Annotated in this window: 16 protein-coding genes; 12 read left to right on the top strand and 4 right to left on the bottom strand. The window is 54.6% G+C overall.

What is annotated here, in order from left to right:
* Window positions 1-21: 21 nt before the first annotated feature.
* From pcrA to clpB, 6 genes are all read left to right on the top strand, one after another.
* A complete protein-coding gene (gene pcrA / locus DI14_RS12415; RefSeq protein WP_034809016.1) occupies window positions 22-2,238 on the top strand; it encodes a DNA helicase PcrA in 2,217 nt (738 codons plus the stop codon).
* A 9-nt stretch (window positions 2,239-2,247) separates the two neighbouring features.
* Complete coding sequence (gene ligA / locus DI14_RS12410) at window positions 2,248-4,242, top strand: NAD-dependent DNA ligase LigA (protein ID WP_034809014.1); 1,995 nt, start codon at window positions 2,248-2,250, stop codon at window positions 4,240-4,242.
* A gap of 260 nt (window positions 4,243-4,502) precedes the next feature.
* Entirely contained in the window at window positions 4,503-6,410 is a 1,908-nt protein-coding gene (locus DI14_RS12405) for an LPXTG cell wall anchor domain-containing protein (protein ID WP_034809011.1), read from the top strand.
* A 141-nt stretch (window positions 6,411-6,551) separates the two neighbouring features.
* Window positions 6,552-7,730: a CamS family sex pheromone protein gene (locus DI14_RS12400; RefSeq protein WP_034809010.1), complete on the top strand. Its 1,179-nt coding sequence runs from the start codon at window positions 6,552-6,554 to the stop codon at window positions 7,728-7,730.
* A 138-nt stretch (window positions 7,731-7,868) separates the two neighbouring features.
* A complete protein-coding gene (locus tag DI14_RS12395; protein ID WP_034809009.1) occupies window positions 7,869-8,735 on the top strand; it encodes a DnaJ C-terminal domain-containing protein in 867 nt (288 codons plus the stop codon).
* Between the two features lie 18 nt (window positions 8,736-8,753).
* The gene (gene clpB / locus DI14_RS12390; RefSeq protein ID WP_034809008.1) at window positions 8,754-11,345 is read left to right on the top strand and encodes an ATP-dependent chaperone ClpB; all 2,592 of its coding nucleotides are present in this window, start codon (window positions 8,754-8,756) and stop codon (window positions 11,343-11,345) included.
* 35 nt (window positions 11,346-11,380) lie between these two features.
* On the opposite strand, the gene DI14_RS12385 is transcribed toward clpB, so the two are convergent.
* From DI14_RS12385 to hemG, 3 genes are all read right to left on the bottom strand, one after another.
* Complete coding sequence (locus DI14_RS12385) at window positions 11,381-11,698, bottom strand: hypothetical protein (RefSeq protein ID WP_034809007.1); 318 nt, start codon at window positions 11,696-11,698, stop codon at window positions 11,381-11,383.
* A gap of 88 nt (window positions 11,699-11,786) precedes the next feature.
* Entirely contained in the window at window positions 11,787-12,470 is a 684-nt protein-coding gene (locus tag DI14_RS12380) for a radical SAM protein (protein ID WP_369792717.1), read from the bottom strand.
* The gene (gene hemG / locus DI14_RS12375) at window positions 12,467-13,831 is read right to left on the bottom strand and encodes a protoporphyrinogen oxidase (RefSeq protein WP_034809005.1); all 1,365 of its coding nucleotides are present in this window, start codon (window positions 13,829-13,831) and stop codon (window positions 12,467-12,469) included. The genes DI14_RS12380 and hemG overlap by 4 nt, the downstream gene beginning before the upstream one ends.
* Before the next feature lie 112 nt (window positions 13,832-13,943).
* On the opposite strand from hemG, the gene DI14_RS15560 reads away from it, so the two are divergent.
* Complete coding sequence (locus DI14_RS15560; RefSeq protein ID WP_167331249.1) at window positions 13,944-14,108, top strand: hypothetical protein; 165 nt, start codon at window positions 13,944-13,946, stop codon at window positions 14,106-14,108.
* 56 nt (window positions 14,109-14,164) lie between these two features.
* The gene (gene glsA, locus DI14_RS12370) at window positions 14,165-15,109 is read left to right on the top strand and encodes a glutaminase A (protein WP_369792716.1); all 945 of its coding nucleotides are present in this window, start codon (window positions 14,165-14,167) and stop codon (window positions 15,107-15,109) included.
* On the opposite strand, the gene DI14_RS12365 is transcribed toward glsA, so the two are convergent.
* A complete protein-coding gene (locus tag DI14_RS12365; RefSeq protein ID WP_034809002.1) occupies window positions 15,106-15,879 on the bottom strand; it encodes a CHAD domain-containing protein in 774 nt (257 codons plus the stop codon). The genes glsA and DI14_RS12365 overlap by 4 nt on opposite strands.
* Window positions 15,880-15,917: 38 nt before the next feature.
* Between DI14_RS12365 and DI14_RS12360 the strand changes: the two genes are divergently transcribed.
* The 4 genes from DI14_RS12360 to DI14_RS12345 all read left to right on the top strand — a co-directional run bounded on the left by DI14_RS12360 (window position 15,918) and on the right by DI14_RS12345 (window position 20,857).
* Complete coding sequence (locus DI14_RS12360) at window positions 15,918-17,285, top strand: MATE family efflux transporter (protein WP_034809000.1); 1,368 nt, start codon at window positions 15,918-15,920, stop codon at window positions 17,283-17,285.
* A 415-nt stretch (window positions 17,286-17,700) separates the two neighbouring features.
* Window positions 17,701-18,849, top strand: coding sequence for an N-acetylglucosamine-6-phosphate deacetylase (gene nagA / locus DI14_RS12355; protein WP_034808998.1), 1,149 nt, complete (start codon window positions 17,701-17,703; stop codon window positions 18,847-18,849).
* Window positions 18,846-19,610: a glucosamine-6-phosphate deaminase gene (gene nagB, locus DI14_RS12350; RefSeq protein ID WP_034808995.1), complete on the top strand. Its 765-nt coding sequence runs from the start codon at window positions 18,846-18,848 to the stop codon at window positions 19,608-19,610. The genes nagA and nagB overlap by 4 nt, the downstream gene beginning before the upstream one ends.
* A gap of 143 nt (window positions 19,611-19,753) precedes the next feature.
* Window positions 19,754-20,857: an LCP family protein gene (locus tag DI14_RS12345; protein ID WP_034808993.1), complete on the top strand. Its 1,104-nt coding sequence runs from the start codon at window positions 19,754-19,756 to the stop codon at window positions 20,855-20,857.
* The last annotated feature ends 29 nt before the right edge of the window (window positions 20,858-20,886 follow it).

Below are 20,886 nucleotides of genomic sequence, written 5' to 3'. Positions count from 1 at the left end.
GAATGAAGAAAGGAAACGATTATGTATAACTTGAGTGAAGAATTGGTCAAAGGCATGAACCCTCCACAAGCAGAGGCAGTCAAATATACGGACGGCCCGCTGCTCATCATGGCCGGGGCGGGGTCTGGGAAAACACGCGTCTTGACGCATCGCGTCGCCTATTTGATGGCGTCGAAACAGATTGCGCCGTGGAACATTCTCGCCATCACGTTTACGAACAAAGCGGCCCGTGAGATGAAAGACCGAATCGCCCGTCTCGTCGGCGGTGTCGCGGACGATATTTGGATTTCGACGTTCCACTCGATGTGCGTCCGAATTTTACGCCGGGACATCGATCGCATCCGTTATGACCGGAACTTCTCGATTCTTGACTCGTCCGATCAATTGACGGCGATCAAGCAAGTGCTCAAAGAGTTGAACCTTGACCCGAAAAAATACGAGCCACGGACGCTCCTCGGTATGATCTCGAACCATAAGAACGAGCTCCGCACGCCACAAGAGGCGGCCGCACTCGTCGGCAACAACCCGTACGAAAAAGTCATCTCGGACGTTTATACGGCCTATGAGAAGAAGTTGAAGCAAAACAACGTGCTCGACTTTGACGACTTGATTATGAAGGCGATCCAGTTGTTCCAAGAAGCGCCGGACGTGCTCGCGTTCTATCAGAAGAAATTTCGATACATCCATGTCGACGAGTATCAAGATACGAACCGGGCCCAATATACGCTCGTTAAACTGCTTGCCGAGGCGCATGAGAACTTGTGTGTCGTCGGGGACTCGGACCAGTCGATTTATCGCTGGCGCGGCGCCGACATCGCCAACATCTTGACGTTTGAGAAGGACTATCCGAGCGCGCACGTCATCTTGCTCGAACAGAACTATCGCTCGACGAAACGCATTCTAGAGGCGGCGAATGGGGTCATCCAAAACAACTCGAGCCGTAAAGATAAAAAGTTGTGGACGGAAAACGCGGAAGGGGAGAAGCTCCTCCTTCATGTCGCTTCAGACGACCGTGATGAAGCGTTCTTCATCATCAATCAGATGAAAGAGCTCCGCCAAGAAGGAATCGATTACGGCGAAATGGCCGTTCTGTATCGGACGAACGCTCAATCGCGTGGACTTGAAGAGATGCTGCTCAAGTCGAACATCCCGTATAAGATGGTCGGCGGGACAAAGTTCTATGAACGAAAAGAAATCAAAGACATCTTGGCGTATTTGCGCTTGATCGCCAACCCGGACGAGGACATCTCCTTCGTCCGTGTCGTCAACGAACCGAAGCGCGGCATCGGCGCCGCGACGGTCGATAAGCTCGGCGACTTCGCCGGGATGCAGGGTGTGTCGCTCATGGAAGCGATTCGTGACATCGAGCTGTCGGGCATTGCCCCACGCACAGCGACGAAGCTTGCCGAGTTCCGTCAATTGATGGTCGATTTGCGTCAAATGGCCGACTACTTGTCGATTTCCGAATTGATTGAAGAAGTGCTGAAGAAGTCAGGCTACGAAGAGATGCTCAAAATCGAGAAGACGCTTGAAGCCGAGAGCCGCCTCGAGAACTTGCAAGAGTTCCTCTCGGTCGCGCAAAACTTCGAGAAAGAGAGTGACGAGCAGACGCTCGTCGCTTTCCTGACCGACTTGACGCTCGTCTCGGATCTCGATTCGCTCGAAGAAGTCGACGAGTTGCACCAAGTGACGCTCATGACGCTCCACTCGGCCAAAGGGCTCGAGTTCCCGGTCGTCTTCTTGATTGGGATGGAAGAAGGGCTGTTCCCACACAGCCGTGCCTTGAACGATCCGGAAGAGATGGAAGAAGAACGTCGTCTCGCTTACGTCGGGATCACACGGGCTGAGAAACGTCTCTATTTGACGCGGGCCCAGTCCCGCATGTTGTACGGGCGTTTCCAAAACAACCCGGAGTCGCGCTTCTTACATGAGTTGCCGGAGACGTTATTAGAACGTTCAGGTAAAGCGAAGAAGCCGATGCCATGGAATCCGGTCGAGTCGCCAGGGAAACTTCCCGTGAACGGCTTCAGCTCAAAACCGAAACCGAAGCTCGCCCAGTCGTCTGGCGCCGAGTCGATCGGTTGGAACGTCGGAGATAAAGCGAATCATAAGAAGTGGGGACAAGGCACGGTCGTTCAGACGCGTGGCGAAGGCGACCAGCTCGAACTCGATATCGCCTTCCCGGCCGTTGGCATCAAGCGCCTACTCGCCAAGTTTGCCCCAATCGAAAAAGCGTGAGGTGATTATATGGAGATGGCAGAACGCGTTGAAGCGATTCGTCAAAAGTTAAATCAATACGGGTATGAATATTATGTGCTCGACCGACCGAGCGTCCCGGATGCGGAATACGACCGTCTCATGAACGAGCTCATCGAAATTGAGACGGATTATCCGGAACTCCGGAGTCCGGATTCGCCGACGCAACGTGTCGGCGGCGCCCCGCTCGATGCGTTCGTCAAAGTGACGCATGACACGCCGATGCTATCACTCGGCAACGTCTTCTCTAAAGAAGAGCTCGTCGAATGGGTCGAACGGATCGAGAAAGACCTCGGCTACAGTCCGCTGTTCGTCGCCGAGCTCAAGTTCGACGGTCTCGCCGTGTCGCTTAAATACGAGGACGGACGGTTCGTCCGCGGTGCGACGCGCGGTGACGGGACGACCGGGGAAGACATCACACAAAACTTGCGGACGATCCGCTCGATTCCGCTTCGGTTGAACGAGGACGTCACGTTCGAGGTGCGCGGTGAGGCGTACATGCCGAAACGGTCATTCGAACATTTGAACGACGAGCGAGAACGTCTTGGGGAACCTTTATTCGCCAACCCGCGCAATGCGGCGGCAGGTTCGCTCCGACAGCTCGACTCGAAAATCGCGGCGTCGCGGAACTTGGCGTTCTTCGCCTACGGGCTCGTCTCGACGGACGACCTCGTCGCCTCGCATGACGAGTCGCTCGAATATTTGCGCCGTCTCGGCATCGCCGTCAGCCAAGAGTACACGACGTGTCGTACGGCCGATGAGTTATGGGACTATATTGAAACGTATGTGACGAAGCGGTCCGAACTGCCGTATGAGATTGACGGTATCGTCATCAAAGTCGCAGCCTACGAAGAACAAGAACAGCTCGGCTTCACGGCGAAGAGTCCGCGTTGGGCCGTCGCCTATAAGTTCCCAGCCGAGGAAGTCGTGACGACGATTGAAGACGTCGACTTCAGTGTCGGGCGGACCGGGAAAGTCACGCCACGGGCGCGGTTCGCACCGGTCTCGGTCGCGGGCTCGACCGTGACGTATGCCACGCTTCACAATGAAGACTTCATAAAAGAAAAGGATTTACACGTGTTTGACCGCGTCATCATTAAGAAGGCAGGCGATGTCATTCCGGCCGTCGTGTCGGCCATCGTCAGTGAACGGACCGGGAACGAACAGGAAATCGTCTTCCCGACACATTGTCCGGCGTGTGACTCGGAGCTCGTCCGATTAGAAGGCGAGGCCGATCATCGTTGTGTCAATCCGGAGTGTCCGGCTCAGCTATTAGAAGGGTTGATTCATTTCGTCTCACGTCCGGCGATGAATATCGACGGTCTCGGAGAGAAAGTCATCACCCAACTGCATGAGGCCGGTCTCGTCCATAACGTCGCCGACTTGTATCGTCTTGACCGCGAGGCGCTCCTTGCGCTTGAACGGATGGGTGAGACGTCGGTGACGAACTTGCTCGCGGCGATCGAGCAATCGAAACAGAACTCGCTCGAACGTGTATTGTTCGCGCTCGGTATCCGTCTCGTCGGCCAAAAGGCGGCGACGCTCATCGCCGAACGATTCGAGACGATGGATCAAATCATGACGGCTTCTGTAGAAGCGTTGACGGCGATTGACGGCATCGGTACGAAGATGGCCGAATCGATCACCCTCTATTTCGAGAAACCGGAAGCCCAAGATCTCGTGCAGGAACTCGCTGAAGCAGGTGTCAATTTGACGTTCAAAGGGACGAAGCGCCCCGTCGACACGGACGCGCCGCTTGCAGGGAAGACGGTCGTCTTGACCGGCAAACTGCATGAGATGACGCGTGGCGAAGCCGGGAAGAAGCTTGAACTGCTCGGCGCGAGCGTCACTGGAAGCGTCAGCAAGAACACGGATTTGCTCGTCGCCGGTGAGAAGGCTGGTTCGAAATTGACGAAAGCGGAGTCACTCGGCATCGAAGTGTGGGACGAAGCGGCGCTCCTTTCGTTCTTATCCGAACAGAATTGAAACGAGTCACCATCTGAACGATTTTCAGATGGTGACTTTTTTTCATTGACCTAACGTTCGAAAAAATTAAGGTTTCGACGGATTTACGAAAACGCCGGAAGGGTAATGAATAGTATCCTTACAATTTGCAAAATCTTCCTGAATTAGAGGACCCTTTGACACCACGACTCGCGCACACACATCCTCTTTTCTCCCTCCGTGCCGAGGCGGTCATCGGACAGACATGTCGACTGGCATTCAGCTTAGAGGAGGGACACATCATGACGCACGCCACCCGTCAATGGACTGCATGGATCGCTTTGATTGCATTATTGATCAGCTTACTTACACCGAACGTTCTTTACGCCGAGACCGCGAGTACGGTTTATGTACAGGTCGACTTGACGACCGAGGAAGCAGACAGCTTATTCGAATCGAGTCTCGTCTATGAAGACGTGACGTATTACGGGGTTCGGGAAACTATGGACACATGGCGCTTCATGATTGATGCGCCGAGCGTCGACGGGTCCTTGATTGACACGGTCACGCTGTACGATGAAGGTCGCGTGCCGTACTCGTTCACGGCCTTCACGATTACAGAGGGAGCGGCGATTGAACCGGTCGTGGAAGAAGTGTTAACGGAAACGCCACCTGTCGAAGAAACAGAGTCGGCGGAATTGATTGTTGAAGAAGTCGTGGAAGAAGCGCTTCCTGAAGAATCGGTTGTAGAAGCAACCGTCGCAGAGGAATCGAGCGTGGAAGAAGCAGGTGTCGAAGAACCGGTCGTGGACGTCGAGGTGATGACAGAAGAAATAGCGGCGACCTCTGTCACCCCTTCTGTCACGATCGAGAAGCTCGCACTCGGGGCGGACGGCGAAATCACGGAAGTGCTCGCAGGCGACTTGTTGACGTATCGACTCGTCATCAACGTGACAGGGGCACCGATTGAAAACTTCTCGGTGTCGGACACGGTACCGGAAGCGTTGACGGTCGTCACGGATTCGGTTGAAGTGATTGGTCCGGAAGGTGTGGAGACGCCCGTCCCGACCGTCGTCAGCGGTCCGCCCGCTTTCAACTGGACGTTCCCGGTCATACCGGTCGGGACAACGGTGATTCAGTTTGACACGTTCGTCCCAGACTTGAAAATGGAGATGGACGTGACGAACACGTTTTGTATCGGGGTCGAAAACGAAGCGATTCCAAACGATTGTGCGGACGTGACGGTGACCGTCGTACCGAACGAAATGATCGGGCTTGAGGTCGGAAAAGAAGCGAATATCGATCAAGCGGTCGTCGGCGGGATGATTCCGTACACATTCATCATCGAGAACACTGGGGAGACATTGCTCACGATCACTTCGATTGAAGATGAATTCTTTGACGGTGGCATCAGCGCCGAAGCCATCCGTGTATTCAATGAGACGTTGCAAACAAGATTTGATGCGCTAATTGGAGAGGATGGGCTTGCCCCGGGCGAACGGGTGGAAACGACCATCAACCTCGAAGTGCCGGACGATTACGATGCGGCGACCGAACCTGAAATCGGGAATATCTTCCGAGTGGCCGCCACTGACGAATATGGTCGTGTGATTGATGCCGAGAGCCAACAAATCGTCTTGTTGGACCGGATTGACTTCACCGTGACAAAAGAAGCGAACCCGAAAACAGTGCATCCGGGCGATGCGATTGTGTACACGTATACGATTACGAACACGTCGAACGTCACGCTTCATTTCGTCGACGTGATGGAAGAATGGACGAGCGGGGCCTTGACCGTGACAGAACAGCGTGACGCGACCGAAGCGCTACGTAACGGCATGCGAGCCCTAGCGGAAGTCGAGAACGGCCTTGTGCCCGGTGAAGAAGTCGTCCTGGAGATGGAGCAAGTCTTGTTGCCTTCTTACGACGTCCGAGCTGGCGAGACGTTGACGAATCGGGTGACCTTCACGTTCGAAGTGAGCGGGAACCGCGTCTCCCGTTCGGCCGAGGCGACGGTTCACGTCAAACAAGCCATCCCAGAACGGGAAGATGACAGTGCGTACGTCAAAGATCCGACGACACCCCCGACACAAGGGACGCTCCCGATGACTGGTTCGACGAGTACGTGGGTAACAGCGCTCGGTCTCCTGTTTATCCTCGTCGGACTGATGACGTTCATGTATCGCCGACGTCCATCGAACAAAGCATAACGCGTCTTCCTCCGGTTCCATTGCCGGAGGATTTGTTCGTCTAACGGACTGATTCCGCTTCGACACTTTTTTCAGCGGGCGATTTTGCTATAATAGAAAAAGTGTATGAGGAATCGACTTGTTAAAAGGAGTTAACGATAGATGAAATGGAAACAACTCATCATTCCCGCAGTGGCCGCCAGTTTGCTACTCAGTGGATGTTCAATGAAGATCCCAATGGGGGAAGAAGAAGCGACGCCGACAGGAAATGAGACGGTGTCAGAAGGGGTCACGCCTGCCATCGAGGCGCGTGATTCGTATTATCAGATGGTGATTCCGTTCAAACCGGCAGCGGCCCGTGGACTCGCGCAACGTCAAGTGAGTTCGTCGCTCGAACTAGAAGAAGTCGAACTTGGCTTGATGCGTCATTCGACCGGAGCGTTCAATCCGGAGCAGTTCGCGTATCAAGAAGGTCAGCTTTTAACGAACACCGACGTGTTACAGCTTCTCGGTCGTAAGAGCAAGGAGCAGGAAGAAGGCGCCTTCGTTCCACTCAACCCGGCTTATCAAAACGGGACGGCGGAAGTTTCAGACGCGGACTTTGTCGACGCCAATAAAGAGTCACCGCTCTATCTCGCCTCGCTCGTCGAACAGAACTACATGCAACGAGCCGATAACGGCTATACGCTCGGCGGTGTCTCGTTCGCGCTCATCTTGAACCGGGAGTACGTCTTCCAAGCTCCAAACTTCGGGCCGACATATACCGAGCGATTGGATGAGAGTAAAGTCATCGCAGAAGGGGAGCGGATGGCGAATGAACTCGTGAAACAGCTACGTGAACGGGAAGACTTTAAAGATCTCGATATTAACGTGGCGTTATATATGAAGGCTTCGCAAGGCTCGCCGACACCCGGAAACTACATCAAGTCGGCTTTCGTCGGCAAGTCGGATCAAATCGCCTCAGGTGATTGGAAAGCAATCGATGAGCGTTATTACTACTTCCCGTCACGTGAGGCGACGAACGAAGTGCGCGACGACTCTCAAAAGTTCACGTTGTTCAGTGACCGAATCGCGGACGTCTTTCCTGACTTTAGCGGCATGATCGGCAAAGGGTTCTATCAGAACGGTGATTTGTCACGCCTTGAGATCGATATCCCGATCCAGTTCTATAGCCGCGCCGAACTGGTTGGCTTCACACAACATATCGTCGGCTTGCTCGAGAACCGTTGGGAATACAACCGCAGTGTCCCGATTCGAATTAACGTGACCTCACTCGGGGGCAACCCGGAAGTGACGATCGTCTTCGAAGAAGGCATGGCCAATCCGAAAGTATACTTCTAATTAAGAATGGGCTTCGTTTTGAAACGAAGTCCTTCTTTTTTTCGTACACATTAATGAGGGTAATCTTTGACCTTGTTTGACCAATTAGATAGAATAGACTTAACAGAATCGGGAAAGGGATAGGTGAGGTGAAACGAAATGGCAAAAAACTATTATGACGTCCTCGGCGTGTCGAGGCAGGCATCCGAGCAGGACATTAAACGAGCATATCGAAAGTTGGCCAAACAATACCATCCGGACGTGAATCAAGACCCGGGCGCGCAAGATCAGTTCAAAGCGATTCAAGAAGCGTTCGACGTATTGAGCGACCCAGAGAAAAAAGCAAATTATGACCGCTACGGAAGTGCGGAAGGACCGACATTCGGTGGCGGGACGTATAGCGGAGACGGATATGGGGAGGGCTCGGCCCAGTTTGAGGATTTGTTCCGTCAATTCGGGGGCGGCTCACGGACGACGTCGCGGACGTTCGGATTTGAGGACATGTTCGGCAGTTTCTTCAACCAGACGGTCGAGGAAGACTTGGATGAGACGGTACGCGTCAACGTACCGCTTAGCCAATTGACGAAAGAGGCGAAAGTGAGTTTGCGTCTCCAGTCTGGGACTGTGAACGTGAAAATTCCCCAAGGCGCCTATGAAGGACAAAAGCTGCGCCTAAAAGGGAAGGGCAGTAAAGTCGGACAATCCGGGGACCGCGGCGACGTCTACGTCGAGCTCCATTTCACGGACGACGAGGCGTATCATCGGGAAGGTGCGAACGTCATCACCGTCAAACGGTTGCGTCCGCTCGCATTTCTTGACGGGACGGAAGTCGTTATCGCGACGCTCGACGGGGGCCGCGTGAAATTGAAAGTGAAACCGGGTTCGCGTCCAGGGCAACGGATGCGGATTCCAGGACGTGGCTTTATGACGACCTCGAAAGTCCGGTCTGACTTGTTCGTCCAGCTCGAGGTCGACTTGCCACTCGACGCCGCCCACCGATCTGTTTATGAACAACTTGAACGCTGAACATAAGGAGGAAATGGGATGGATTTCAATCGATTTACCGATAAAGCACATGAAAGCATCGTCAGTTCACAAGCGCTCGCGAAACAGTATCACCATAGTGAGATGAACGAATGGCACGTCTTGGCATCGATGATCTCGCAAACGGACGGCATCATCCCACTTTTGTTACAGAAGATGGAGTTAAACGTCGCAGAGATTGAAGCCGAAGTGGCGATGGCGCTTAAAAATGCGCCGAAGTTGCAAAATCCGACGACGCCGATGATTTCGGCCTCGCTGTTGAACGTTTTGACGACGGCCGAACGTGAGGCGACCGGGATGAGTGACGAATACGTCTCTGTCGAACATGTGTTGCTCGGCATCCTGTTGAATAAAAGCCAAGCGCAAAGCATGCTCGAACGAAAAGGGGTAACCGAGGACAAGTTACGCGAGGCGCTCACCGCCGTCCGCGGCAATCGCCGCATCACCTCGAAATCTCCGGAAGCGACGTATGACGTGTTGACAAAATACGGACGTGACTTGATTCAAGAAGTGAAGACCGGAAAAATCGACCCTGTCATCGGGCGTGATAGCGAGATTCGCCGCGTCATCCGCATCTTGAGCCGGAAGACGAAGAATAACCCCGTCTTGATCGGGGAACCGGGTGTCGGGAAGACGGCCATCGTCGAAGGGCTCGCCCAGCGGATCGTCCGCGGGGACGTCCCGGAAAGTTTGAAAGACAAGACGATCTTTAGCCTCGACATGAGCTCGCTCGTCGCCGGTGCCAAATATCGCGGGGAGTTCGAAGAGCGTTTGCAAGCCGTCTTGAACGAAGTGAAAGAGGCGGAAGGGAAAATCATCCTCTTCATTGATGAATTGCATACAATCGTCGGGGCCGGTAAGTCCGAAGGGGCGATGGACGCCGGGAACATGCTCAAGCCGATGCTCGCCCGTGGTGAGCTCCATTGTATCGGGGCGACGACGCTCGATGAGTATCGTCAATATATCGAGAAAGATCCAGCACTCGAGCGACGCTTCCAACAAGTGCTCGTCGACGAACCGGATGTCGAAGACACGGTCTCAATCTTACGCGGCTTGAAAGAACGGTTCGAGATTCACCACGGTGTCCGCATTCATGACAACGCGCTCGTCGCGGCGGCCGTCTTGTCGAATCGCTACATTACCGACCGTTTCATGCCAGACAAAGCGATTGACCTCGTCGATGAGTCGTGCGCGATGATTCGGACCGAGATGGAATCGATGCCGGCCGAACTCGATGAACTCGTGCGTCGCGTCATGCAGCTCGAGATTGAAGAGGCGGCGCTCAAAAAAGAAAGCGACGACGCGTCGAAGAAACGGCTCGAGGCGCTTCAACAAGAACTCGCCTCGTCACGCGAACAAGCGGACGCGCTTCGTCTACGTTGGGAAAACGAGAAAGAATCGACCCACCGCGTCCAACACATCCGTGGCGACCTCGAGAAAGTGAAGCTCGAACTGCAAGAGGCAGAGAGCCGCTACGACTTGAACCGGGCGTCGGAACTCAAATACGGACGTATCCCGGAACTCGAGCGTGAACTTGAAGAAGCCGAACGTCTCGCGGGATCGGTGACGCGTGAACTCGTCCGGGAGGAAGTGACGGAAGAAGAGATTGCCGAGGTCGTCTCGAAATGGACGGGCATCCCGGTGACGAAGCTGACCGAAGGGGAACGGGACAAGTTGCTCAACCTCGAGACGGTGCTCCATCAACGCGTCTTCGGCCAAGACGATGCGATTCGCCTCGTCAGCGACGCCGTCATCCGAGCACGGGCCGGCATTAAAGATCCGAACCGCCCGATCGGGTCGTTCCTCTTCCTTGGGCCGACCGGGGTCGGGAAGACGGAACTCGGGAAAGCGCTCGCCGAGGCGATGTTCGATTCGGAAGACCATATCGTTCGTCTCGACATGAGCGAGTATATGGAGAAACATGCCGTGTCGCGTCTCGTCGGTGCGCCTCCGGGCTATATCGGCTACGAGGAAGGCGGTCAATTGACGGAAGCGGTCCGTCGCAATCCGTACTCGGTGTTACTACTCGATGAAGTCGAGAAAGCGCACGCCGACGTGTTCAACATCTTGCTCCAGTTGCTCGATGACGGTCGCTTGACCGACTCGCACGGACGAGTCGTCGATTTCAAGAACACGATTGTCATTATGACGTCGAATATTGGGGCCGACATCTTGCTCGAGGCGGCGAAAGACGGCGTCATCGATGAGGCGGAGGAACGTCAAGTCATCGAGCGACTCCGTCGTCACTTCCGACCGGAGTTCTTGAACCGTGTCGATGAGACGATTCTGTTCCATCCGCTCACACGCGACCAAATCGGCCAAATCGTCGAGAAGGCGGTCGCCCGGATGGGAAGCCGTTTGACGGCCCGCTCGATTCACATCGAAATCACCGACGCGGCGAAAGCGTTCATCGCGGATGAGGCGTATGAACCGCAGTTCGGGGCCCGTCCAATTAACCGCTATGTGCAGCGGACGATTGAGACAAAGCTTGCCCGCAGCATCCTCGCCGGTGACGTCGAGGATGGCCAGACCGTGATGATTGATGTCGAGAACGGAGAGTTGACACTCCGTCCGACAACCGTGATCTATTAAGGAAAGGAGCGCCAGCAGATGCCGGCGCTCCTTTTTTAGTGATTGACTCGTGTGCGTCGATGGACGGCGCGTAGGACGAAATAACTGAGTGCGAGAAACGTTACATACAACAGGACGGCGAACGCAAAATTGAAGACGACCGGGATTGTCCCCATATCACGCTGTCGCGCGGCCTCGTCAAACCAAATCACAAGCCAAAAGAACAAACCGAGACTGACCGCGACGAGCGAGTAAAATCCGCCGTTCACGGTCTTTCCAAATCGCATGATCAAATGGCCGACCGGATAGCTAATCAAGGCGATGAGTGCGAGGCCGATGTAAAACAAGCCGTCAATCGGGACATACACGAACATGTGATCTCCACCTTTATCGAGGTAAATGCAAATTCAATATATTTACATTTATCATACGATAAACCGAAAAAATGTAAAATGATTCTTTTTACGTAGACGGTTGATAGACGCAGTACGGTTCTTCGGCTTGGAGAGCGAAAGCCCAACGTAGCACTTCTTCATGCCGCTCTGGTGTGATCGGTTGTAAGAGCGAACCGCGTCCGGTCGGAACGAGGAAAAAGAGGGTCCAGACGGAGACGCCGAGCGCACCGACGAGTTCGGCAATCGCGGGAAGTTGGTCCACGTTGTATTCCGTGACGGTCGTATTGATTTGAAATGACATGTCTTCCTGTTGAAAGTACGAGATGCCGCGCAATGTCCGATCGAAACTGCCGCGAGTGCCCCGGAAGTAATCGTGCGATTTGGCGTCTGGCCCATCAAGGGAGAACGCCCAACGAGATAGCCCAGCCGCTTTCGCCCGTTTGACCGCATCGCGGGTCACGCGTGGGGTAGCCGAAGGCGTCATCGAGACGCGCATGCCGAGCGAGGCTGCGTACCAGGTCAGTTCGAATAAGTCGTCACGCATGAGCGGGTCGTCGCCGGTGAAGACGAGGATTGGGTTATCCATGGCGTGAATGTCCCGGATGAGCGTTTTCGCCTGATCTGTATCGAGTTCATCGGGATAGCGATGATATTGGGCCTCGGCCCGACAATGGACGCACGACAACGCACAGGCGCGCGTCACTTCCCAAATGACGATGAACGGATTGACGTTGTAATCGATTCCGCTCATACGAGCACCTCTGGCGTTACGCTCAGACGTTCGACGGCCCGTTTGGCCGAATCGACACAGTCCGGTAATCCGACCCCGTCAAGAATCGCGCCGCACGCCTCGACCCCGTCCAGTGCGGCGAGGGCACGATTGAAGGAACGGACGTACGCTTTATGGCCGACTTCATATTGGGGCATCGTATCGAGGTGCCGTTCGACTTTCGTGAAGAGCGGCTTCCCGACGTGTTGAATCGTTCGTAGCTCGTCTAAGGCAAACGCGGCAATCGTCTCGTCGTCTTTCTTCAACAGGGGAGGCACGTGCTCGGATCCGATATAGACGCGTAGGAGCGCCATACCCGCAGGTGCCATGTGCGGCCACTTCTTATGCATCCAGCTGCATGCGGTCAGTGCGTTGCCTTCCCGTTTGGCGATGACATACCCGGTCCCGTCGAGCGCTGCGACATCGGTCTCTTTGAAGGCGGCGAGCACGGTCAAGGAAGACGTTCGTTTCAAGTCGGATAACTGTGCTGCTTCAGCCAATCCGATCATCGGGCCGAGCGCCTCTGGAGAAGTCGCGAGAATGATACCGTCAAACGTCTCGACCGTCCCGTCCGAGAGCTCGACTTCATGCGGGCGAATCGCGGCGACGCGTGTGTTCAAATAAAGCTGATCGATGGCCGGTCGGAGCGCTTCAGTCAATGTGCCGAGCCCGTTACGGAGCGACAAGAACTTCCCTGCCTCACGAGGTGTGGCCCCGGCTTGAACGGGCGGTGTCAATGCTTTCATGCCGAGGATCAGGCTGCGTTTTTTCCGTTCAATCGTGATAAACTGAGGAAAAGTAGACTCGATGCTCATGTCTTGGAGCGTCCCGTTATAAATGCCCGACAAGAGCGGTTCGATCATCGACTCGACGACTTCAGGACCGAGCCGGGTACGGAAGAACGTGTCGAGCGAGATGTCTGTGCCGTGATAGACGCGCGGAAGCACGAGGTCGAGCCCGGCCCGGAACTTGCCGCGCCACGTGAATAAGTCGGTCTTGACCATCGGCCAAAACTTTGTCGGGATGCCCATGACGGAACCGTCCGGCATTTGACGCAGTTTTTGACGGACATAGATGTACGACGTCCCAGTCTTCGAACGAACGAGCTGCCCGTCTAAGCCGAGCTCTTGAATCAAGTCGGTCAGCGTCGGTTTCCGGGCCATATAGCCGTCGGGTCCGCACTCGAGGACGAATCCGTCCCGATGAATCGTTTTGATTTTCCCTCCAAGTCGATCGTTCGCCTCATAGAGTGTGACGTGCGCCCCGGCTTGTTTGGCGTAATAGGCGGCGGCAAGCCCGGTGATTCCGCCGCCGATGATTGCAATCTGTTTCAATTCATTCACCCATTTCCGTATAGTCTCACGCTTAACGGTACCGAGAATCGGCAACGAGACATAGGATAAGTATCACGCCGTTGTTAGACAAAACTGTCACGATTGAAAAGGAGGAACTGCCATGCTCTCATTCTGGCTGATGGCGTCCGTCGTCATCGTAGGCGTCATCACGTTCATCCTCGTGATGAATCGGCACGGCGACAAGCTCGAGGGCGACGAAGAGAGCCCGCCGATCCTATGGGCCGATGACAAGTGGTATAAAGATGACGGGCCGCCGGATGGATAACCGCGAGAAGATGTGGTAAGATGACCCGGTTGTAAACTATCGGATATGAGGTGATGATGATGAACGTATTAGAACAGCAGTTGGCGCATTTGGTCGACGAGTGTCGTCCGTATACGGCTCAAGGGAAAGTGGCCGATTATATTCCAGAGCTGGCTCATGTGAAAGACGATTTACTCGGCGTGGCGATTTGTCTGCCTGACGGTTCTTACATCCATGCGGGTGACGTCCATCATAAATTCACGATTCAAAGCGTCTCGAAGGCGCTCACGCTCTGTTATGTCTTGATGGAGTTTGGCGAAGACTACGTGTTCTCGAAAGTGGGGATGGAGCCGACCGGGGATGCGTTCAACTCGATTGCAAAACTTGAAGAGACGGTGCCGTCAAAACCACTCAACCCGATGATCAACGCCGGGGCGCTCGCCGTCACGAGTATGATTTTAGGCGACACGGCCGAGCTGAAGATTTATCAGTTTCGTCAATTTTTGGCGACGTTATTAAACGTGCCTGTCGAAGAGGTGCGCTACAACGAAAAAGTCGCCCGCTCGGAATACGAGACGACCGACTTGAACCGGGCCTTGCTTTATTTCATGCGTCATCACGGCATCGTCGAAGGAGACGTCGATGAGATTATCGATGTATACACGAAGCAATGTGCCATCGAAATCGATTGTTTTGACTTGGCTCGCATCGGCCGGATTCTATCCGGTAACGGCGAGGACCCGGTGACAGGCGAAGAGTTGATTCCGCGCCGTGTCGTCCGAATCGTCAAAGCGATCATGACGACGTGCGGCATGTACGATGCTTCGGGCGAGTTCGCCGTCCGCGTCGGATTTCCTGGTAAGAGTGGCGTGTCGGGTGCGATTCTCGCGACCGGCAAGCATGAGCTCGGGCTGAGCGATGTCGGATTTGGAATTTTCGGTCCCGCCCTCGACTCAAAAGGGAACTCGATTGCCGGGATGAAGTTGCTTGAACTGCTCGTCGAACGCTATACGTCACGTTAAAGCTTGACAGCGTTGACCGATTCGTCGAGTTCTGCCTCGAGTTGGCGCAGTTTCGATTCATATGCGGCACTCAGCTCTTCGGGTGGGGTGAACGCGGACCAGCGCAACAATAACTGATGGTGGTCGTTCATGTTCCCGAGCTCGGTCTGGAGCCGTTTTAATTTATGGACTTGGTCTTTCGACGCCTCGTCCTCATAGTTCAACAAATATTCATGCAAATAGCGCTCGCGTTTCACGGCGAGCCGGACTTTATGAAGCGTCTCGAGCCGGTCGGCCATCTGTGACGCTTCTTTATGGGTGGCGATGCGACGTTTTCGTTCATCTTTCGCTTTCTCGAGGAAAGACGCCGCGTCTTGTTTTTTGAAGGCGCGGAACAGCTGGCCACCGAGGAAACGACGCACTTGTTGGTCGAGTGACGGCGTCATCTTCTCGCTCACGCGGGTGGCGAGTACGGTTCGATTGATGGCACGCTGTCGCTCCATCTCGTTGAGAAAAGCGATATCGAGTTCCGAATCGGTCTCGAGCGCCTCGACGAGTACGTCGCCGTCCCGAACCGTTCCGAGTGCCTCCATGAGTTGTTTCAGCTGACGATACGTGGACGGTTTCGTCTCGTACAGTTGCATGAACGTTAACAGCTTCCGGAGGTGAACGCGCGCCTGATGGATGTCTTCACTGTTTTGAAACGTGAGCGCTTCGGTCATATAATGGTTGAACGTATTCCACGTCTCGAGCAACTCATATTTTAGTTTTTCCGCATTCCGTTGATTCATTCTACTGTTTCCTTTCTGAAATGAGATGAGGGTTGTCCATGTACCAAACACATACGCTTCAAGAAAAAATCAAACTGTTCTTCACCATCTTCTATCCGATTTTGGTGACACAAGTCTCTTTTTACTTAATCAGCTTTTTTGACACGGTCATGTCCGGCCGGGCCGGAGCGGTCGACTTGGCCGGTGTCGGCGTCGGGTCGAGTCTATGGATGCCGGTCTATACGGGACTGAGCGGGATTTTGCTCGCTGTCGCGCCGATTGTCGCGCAAGCGCTCGGGGCGAGAAATATCCAGCAGATTCAACGGACGTTGTTCCAAGGCGTCTACTTAGCGGTCGGCCTGAGCATCGCGACGCTCATCCTCGGATTCATCCTCGTGCCGACTGCCGTCGACGGGATGGGTCTGAGTGAAGAAGGGAAGCGCATCGCCAAAGGGTATTTGCTCGCCCTCGGGTTCGGGGTGTTGCCGATGTTCTTGTTCAATGTGTTACGCACGCTTATGGATTCACTCGGCAAAACGCGCGTCTCGATGCTGCTTATACTATTAGGGTTACCCATTAACGTCGGTTTAAACTACATCTTCATCTTTGGAAAACTCGGCGTCCCGGCTTACGGTGGCATCGGGGCAGGCATCGCCTCGGCGATCACGTATTGGCTTCTATTTTTCATGGCGCTCGCTTTCGTCCGAAGCGGCAAACCGTTCCTCGAGTATCGTTTCTTGCGCTCGTTTGAACGACTGCTTTGGCCACGCCAAAAAGAACTGTTGCAACTCGGGACGCCAATCGGGCTCGCCATCTTTGCCGAGGTGAGCATCTTTGCGGCCGTGACGCTCCTCTTGAGCTCATACGGCGACAATATCGTCGCTGCGCACCAAGCGGCGATCAATTTCGCGTCGTTCGTCTACATGTTGCCACTCTCCGCATCGAGTGCACTCACAATCGTCGTCGGCTATGAGCTCGGGGCCCGCCGCTTAAAAGATGCGGTCCGATACGCTAAGATCGGCCTTTCGCTCTGTTTGGCCGTGTCGATTTTCTCGGGGGCGTTCTTGTTCTGGCAAAACGAACGGGTCGCCGCGATTTACACGAACGACGCGGCTGTCGTCGAACTCGCCGCCCACTTCATGATCTTCGCGGTGTTCTTCCAACTGTCGGACGCGGTCGCCGCACCGATTCAAGGGATTTTGCGTGGTTTCAAAGACGTGAACGTGACGCTCGTCTTGTCACTCATCGCCTACTGGGTGATCGGGCTGCCGCTCGGGTATACGCTCGCCGAACCGCTCGGTGTCGGTCCGGACGGGTATTGGATTGGGCTCATCGCCGGACTTGCCGCTGGGGCCGTGCTCTTATTTGTTCGTCTCGTGTATATCGTCCGGCGTTATAAACCGGAACCGGTTGAAATCAAATCGTAAGTATATGGGAGACCCAGTCGACTGACTGGGTCTCGGTTTGTTGACTAACAGAATGATTTCACTCATCCTCTTGGCGCCTTCGCTTTCCTAGGGGCGAGCAGGGAGCCGCATCGCGTAACGCTGCTGCGCTCGCTATCCCCTTAGGAGTCTCCGGCGCCGCCGGATGAGCGCCGCGAGAGGCCTCACAAGTTCGGCCTTTCGTCTTTACATTTCTTCAATTTTATGTCGGGCAGTGCGCCACGGGACCATTGAATCCAAAAGAAGATGAACCAAATCACATGTCACGATTTGGTTCGTCAACAGATTGGGTCTTCTTTCGTGAAAAGAAATTCAATGTGGTTAAATTGGTATATACAACTATACTAGTTATTTGTTATGATAATGGGGAAGAACAGTGTTAGAAAGGTGGAGGTTGATGATGGTGATTATCAATGCACACATCGTCTCGGGCGACGAGACGTTTGAACGAGGGTTTATTCGAATCAACGGGGCGACGATCGAACAAGTCGGCTCGATGTCAGACTATGTCGAACAAGAGGAAACGGTACACGATGTCTCCGGTGCGCTCGTCACCCCTGGGATGATTGATGTGCACGTCCACGGCGGGTATGACGTCGACACGATGGACGCTGACGAGACGGCGTTGCGCCAATGGGCCGAATCGATGTTTGCTGAAGGCGTGACATCATTTTTTGCGACGACGATCACCCAGTCACCGTCGAACATCTCGCGTGCGCTCGAGGCGACGCGCCGTGTCATCGAGACGAATGATACGTCGCTCATCGGGATCCATTTAGAAGGGCCGTTCGTGAACGTCGAGAACGCGGGGGCGCAACCGGCCGAATACATTGTCGACCCGGATGCGGAGTTGTTCCGTTCATGGCAACAGGAGGCAGCCGGACATATCCGGCTCGTGACGTACGCACCGGAGCGACCGGGCGCACGGGAACTCGAGGGAGTGATGCGTGAGACGGGGGCCATCGGGTCGGCTGGTCACACGAACGCGACATACGTCGAGAATAAGCGAGCGGGCGTCAAACACGGGACGCATCTATACAATCAGATGCGCGGACTGCATCACCGGGAGCCCGGAACGGTCGGCTATTGCCTGCTCGAACGGGACGTGATGGCAGAGATCATTCCGGACGGGATTCACAGCCGCCCGGAAATGGTCGACTTCGCCTATCGGATGAAAGGGGCAGACGGGCTCGTCGTCATCACGGATGCGATGCGGGCCAAAGGATTGCCCGATGGACGGTATGAGCTCGGCGGACAGCCTGTCATCGTGGAGGCGGGGGCTGCCCGTCTAGAAGTGGGCAACTTGGCGGGAAGCGTGTTGACGATGGACGCGGCATTTCGGAACATCCTCGCGTTCACCGGCTGTACGACCGAAGAAGCCGTGAAGATGACTTCGCTCAACCAAGCGCGCGAGTTCGGGTTGACACATAAAGGGAACATCGCCAGCGGCTTTGACGCCGACCTCGTCATCTGGGACGAGACGTTATCAGTCAAACAGACGATTCACCGTGGGCGAATCGTCTTTCAGAAGGAGGAGCACGCATGAACATCTTAGTCGCCAATACACCACAAGACGCCGAACAGATTGCATACACGCTCATTAAAGAACGCCTGGCCGGGAAACGTGAATTCGTCCTCGGGCTTGCGACCGGGAGTACGCCGGTCGGCATGTATAAAATGTTCAAACAAGACCGATTGGATTGCAGCCATGTGACGAGCGTCAATTTGGATGAATATATCGGGCTCGCGCCGGACCACCCTCAAAGCTATCATCACTTCATGGAAGAGAAGCTGTTCGATGACGTGCCGTTCAAGGAGAGCCATGTGCCACGCGGGGACGCGCCCGACCCGGAACAAGAGACGGCACGTTACGAGGCGCTCGTCCGTTCGATCGGTGTCGACCTGCAGTTGCTCGGAATCGGCGAGAACGGACATATCGCCTTTAATGAGCCGGGGACTGCGCTCGACGCGAAGACGCACGTGACAGAATTGACAGAGTCGACACGCGAGGCGAACCGACGTTTCTTCGACTCGATTGACGAAGTGCCGACCCAAGCCATTACGATGGGCCTCGACACGATCATGAACGCACGTGAGATCGTCCTCGTCGCGACCGGGACACGAAAAGCGGAAGCGGTCCATCACATGATTGAGAGCGTCCCGACGATCGAGTGGCCGGCGACGATTCTACAGGCCCACCCGAGCGTCACGGTCGTCCTCGACAAGGAAGCGGCGTCGCGATGCGCGGAGGCGCTCCAAGCCCGAGGCAATGAGGCCGCGGCCCGTTTCTTCTCTATCCGAGCTTGACTCCTGCGGACATCAGTCCGCAGGTTTTTTACTTGTGGGAAATTGTATGGAAATGAATTTGTCATCAAAACGTTTTCGACAAACGGTATCGTTTCCTCTATAATAAGTGAAGCTCGTATCATTCGACCGTGAAGGAGAAACATATGAATTCTAGAACCCAGGCTCGTAGACGTCGCACAGGACCGTCTGCGTTTTATAAACTGTTCAGTGCAGTATTACTCATCGTGATCATCGCCGGCTCGAGCATGTATGGGACAGCCTTTTATAAAGCACACAACATGTTGTCGGGGACACAAGTGACACTTGACGACGACCCGATGGTAGAACCGACCCGGTTTGATAAAGAAGATACTGAAAGCTTCCTCGTGCTCGGGACGGATTTATCGCCCCAGAAGAAAGCACGTGGTGAATATGGACGTTCTGACGTCATGATCGTCGTCATCTTGAACAAGAAAGAAAAACAGACGACGATGCTTAGCATCCCGCGTGACTCATACGTCAACATCGACTATACCGGCTACAACATTCCGTACGGGAAGACAGGTCTTGACCAAGACAAAATCACGCACGCCTATTACTTCGGTTCGATGGACGAGTCGAACCCGAACAACGGTATGCGGATGTCAACGAAGACGGTCGAAAACCTCGTCGGGATTGAGATTGACCACGTCGTCTCACTCAACTTCCAAGGGTTCGTCGACTTTATCGATGCCGTCGGCGGTGTCGAGATTGACGTCCCGTTCTCGTCGAAACAAAACAGCTACGACGCTTCGCGTGAGGTCGTCGAAGTCGAGGCCGGCCTCCAGCAATTGACCGGTGAAGAAGCGCTCGCTTACGTCCGCAACCGCTATGACGACCCACGCGGTGACATCGGCCGCGGTCAACGTCAGATGGAAGTCATCAACGCCGTGCTCGAACAGTCGCTCGGGACGTCGCTCCTCAACAACTACGATAAAGTGTTGAAGGCCGTCGGTGACAATATGCAGACGACGCTCGGACCGAACGACTACATGCGCTTGATTGAAGACGTCGGTGCGCTCAACAACGCGGTGCAATACCAGTTGACGGGTGAAGGTGCCCGCGCCAGTGACGGACATTTCTACTACTTCTTGAACGAGCCATTGCTCGATGAGGTCCGTTACCGTGTCCAACAAGCGGATGCCGGAAACGAAGTGCAGGCGATGACCGACTCAGAGCTCGAGTCGTATATGTACGACCCATCTGGAATCACATATGAAGCACAATAAAAACGATTTGCCACCTCGGCAAATCGTTT

Source organism: Exiguobacterium sp. AB2, assembly GCF_000696055.1.
GTDB lineage: Bacteria > Bacillota > Bacilli > Exiguobacteriales > Exiguobacteriaceae > Exiguobacterium > Exiguobacterium alkaliphilum.
The sequence above is the reverse complement of the archived record's forward strand: the minus strand, read 5'-3'. Positions and strand labels throughout refer to the sequence as shown.

What these genes read in the sequence shown, in the direction of transcription:
- DI14_RS12345 (WP_034808993.1), top strand. Translation starts at nt 19,754, where the DNA reads ATGAATTCTAGAACCCAGGCTCGTAGACGTCGCACAGGACCGTCTGCG.
- DI14_RS12400 (WP_034809010.1), top strand. Translation starts at nt 6,552, where the DNA reads ATGAAATGGAAACAACTCATCATTCCCGCAGTGGCCGCCAGTTTGCTA.
- pcrA (WP_034809016.1), top strand. Translation starts at nt 22, where the DNA reads ATGTATAACTTGAGTGAAGAATTGGTCAAAGGCATGAACCCTCCACAA.
- ligA (WP_034809014.1), top strand. Translation starts at nt 2,248, where the DNA reads ATGGAGATGGCAGAACGCGTTGAAGCGATTCGTCAAAAGTTAAATCAA.
- DI14_RS15560 (WP_167331249.1), top strand. Translation starts at nt 13,944, where the DNA reads ATGCTCTCATTCTGGCTGATGGCGTCCGTCGTCATCGTAGGCGTCATC.
- DI14_RS12360 (WP_034809000.1), top strand. Translation starts at nt 15,918, where the DNA reads ATGTACCAAACACATACGCTTCAAGAAAAAATCAAACTGTTCTTCACC.
- nagB (WP_034808995.1), top strand. Translation starts at nt 18,846, where the DNA reads ATGAACATCTTAGTCGCCAATACACCACAAGACGCCGAACAGATTGCA.
- DI14_RS12395 (WP_034809009.1), top strand. Translation starts at nt 7,869, where the DNA reads ATGGCAAAAAACTATTATGACGTCCTCGGCGTGTCGAGGCAGGCATCC.
- DI14_RS12365 (WP_034809002.1), bottom strand. Translation starts at nt 15,879, where the DNA reads ATGAATCAACGGAATGCGGAAAAACTAAAATATGAGTTGCTCGAGACG.
- clpB (WP_034809008.1), top strand. Translation starts at nt 8,754, where the DNA reads ATGGATTTCAATCGATTTACCGATAAAGCACATGAAAGCATCGTCAGT.
- glsA (WP_369792716.1), top strand. Translation starts at nt 14,165, where the DNA reads ATGATGAACGTATTAGAACAGCAGTTGGCGCATTTGGTCGACGAGTGT.
- DI14_RS12405 (WP_034809011.1), top strand. Translation starts at nt 4,503, where the DNA reads ATGACGCACGCCACCCGTCAATGGACTGCATGGATCGCTTTGATTGCA.
- DI14_RS12380 (WP_369792717.1), bottom strand. Translation starts at nt 12,470, where the DNA reads ATGAGCGGAATCGATTACAACGTCAATCCGTTCATCGTCATTTGGGAA.
- DI14_RS12385 (WP_034809007.1), bottom strand. Translation starts at nt 11,698, where the DNA reads ATGTTCGTGTATGTCCCGATTGACGGCTTGTTTTACATCGGCCTCGCA.
- nagA (WP_034808998.1), top strand. Translation starts at nt 17,701, where the DNA reads ATGATGGTGATTATCAATGCACACATCGTCTCGGGCGACGAGACGTTT.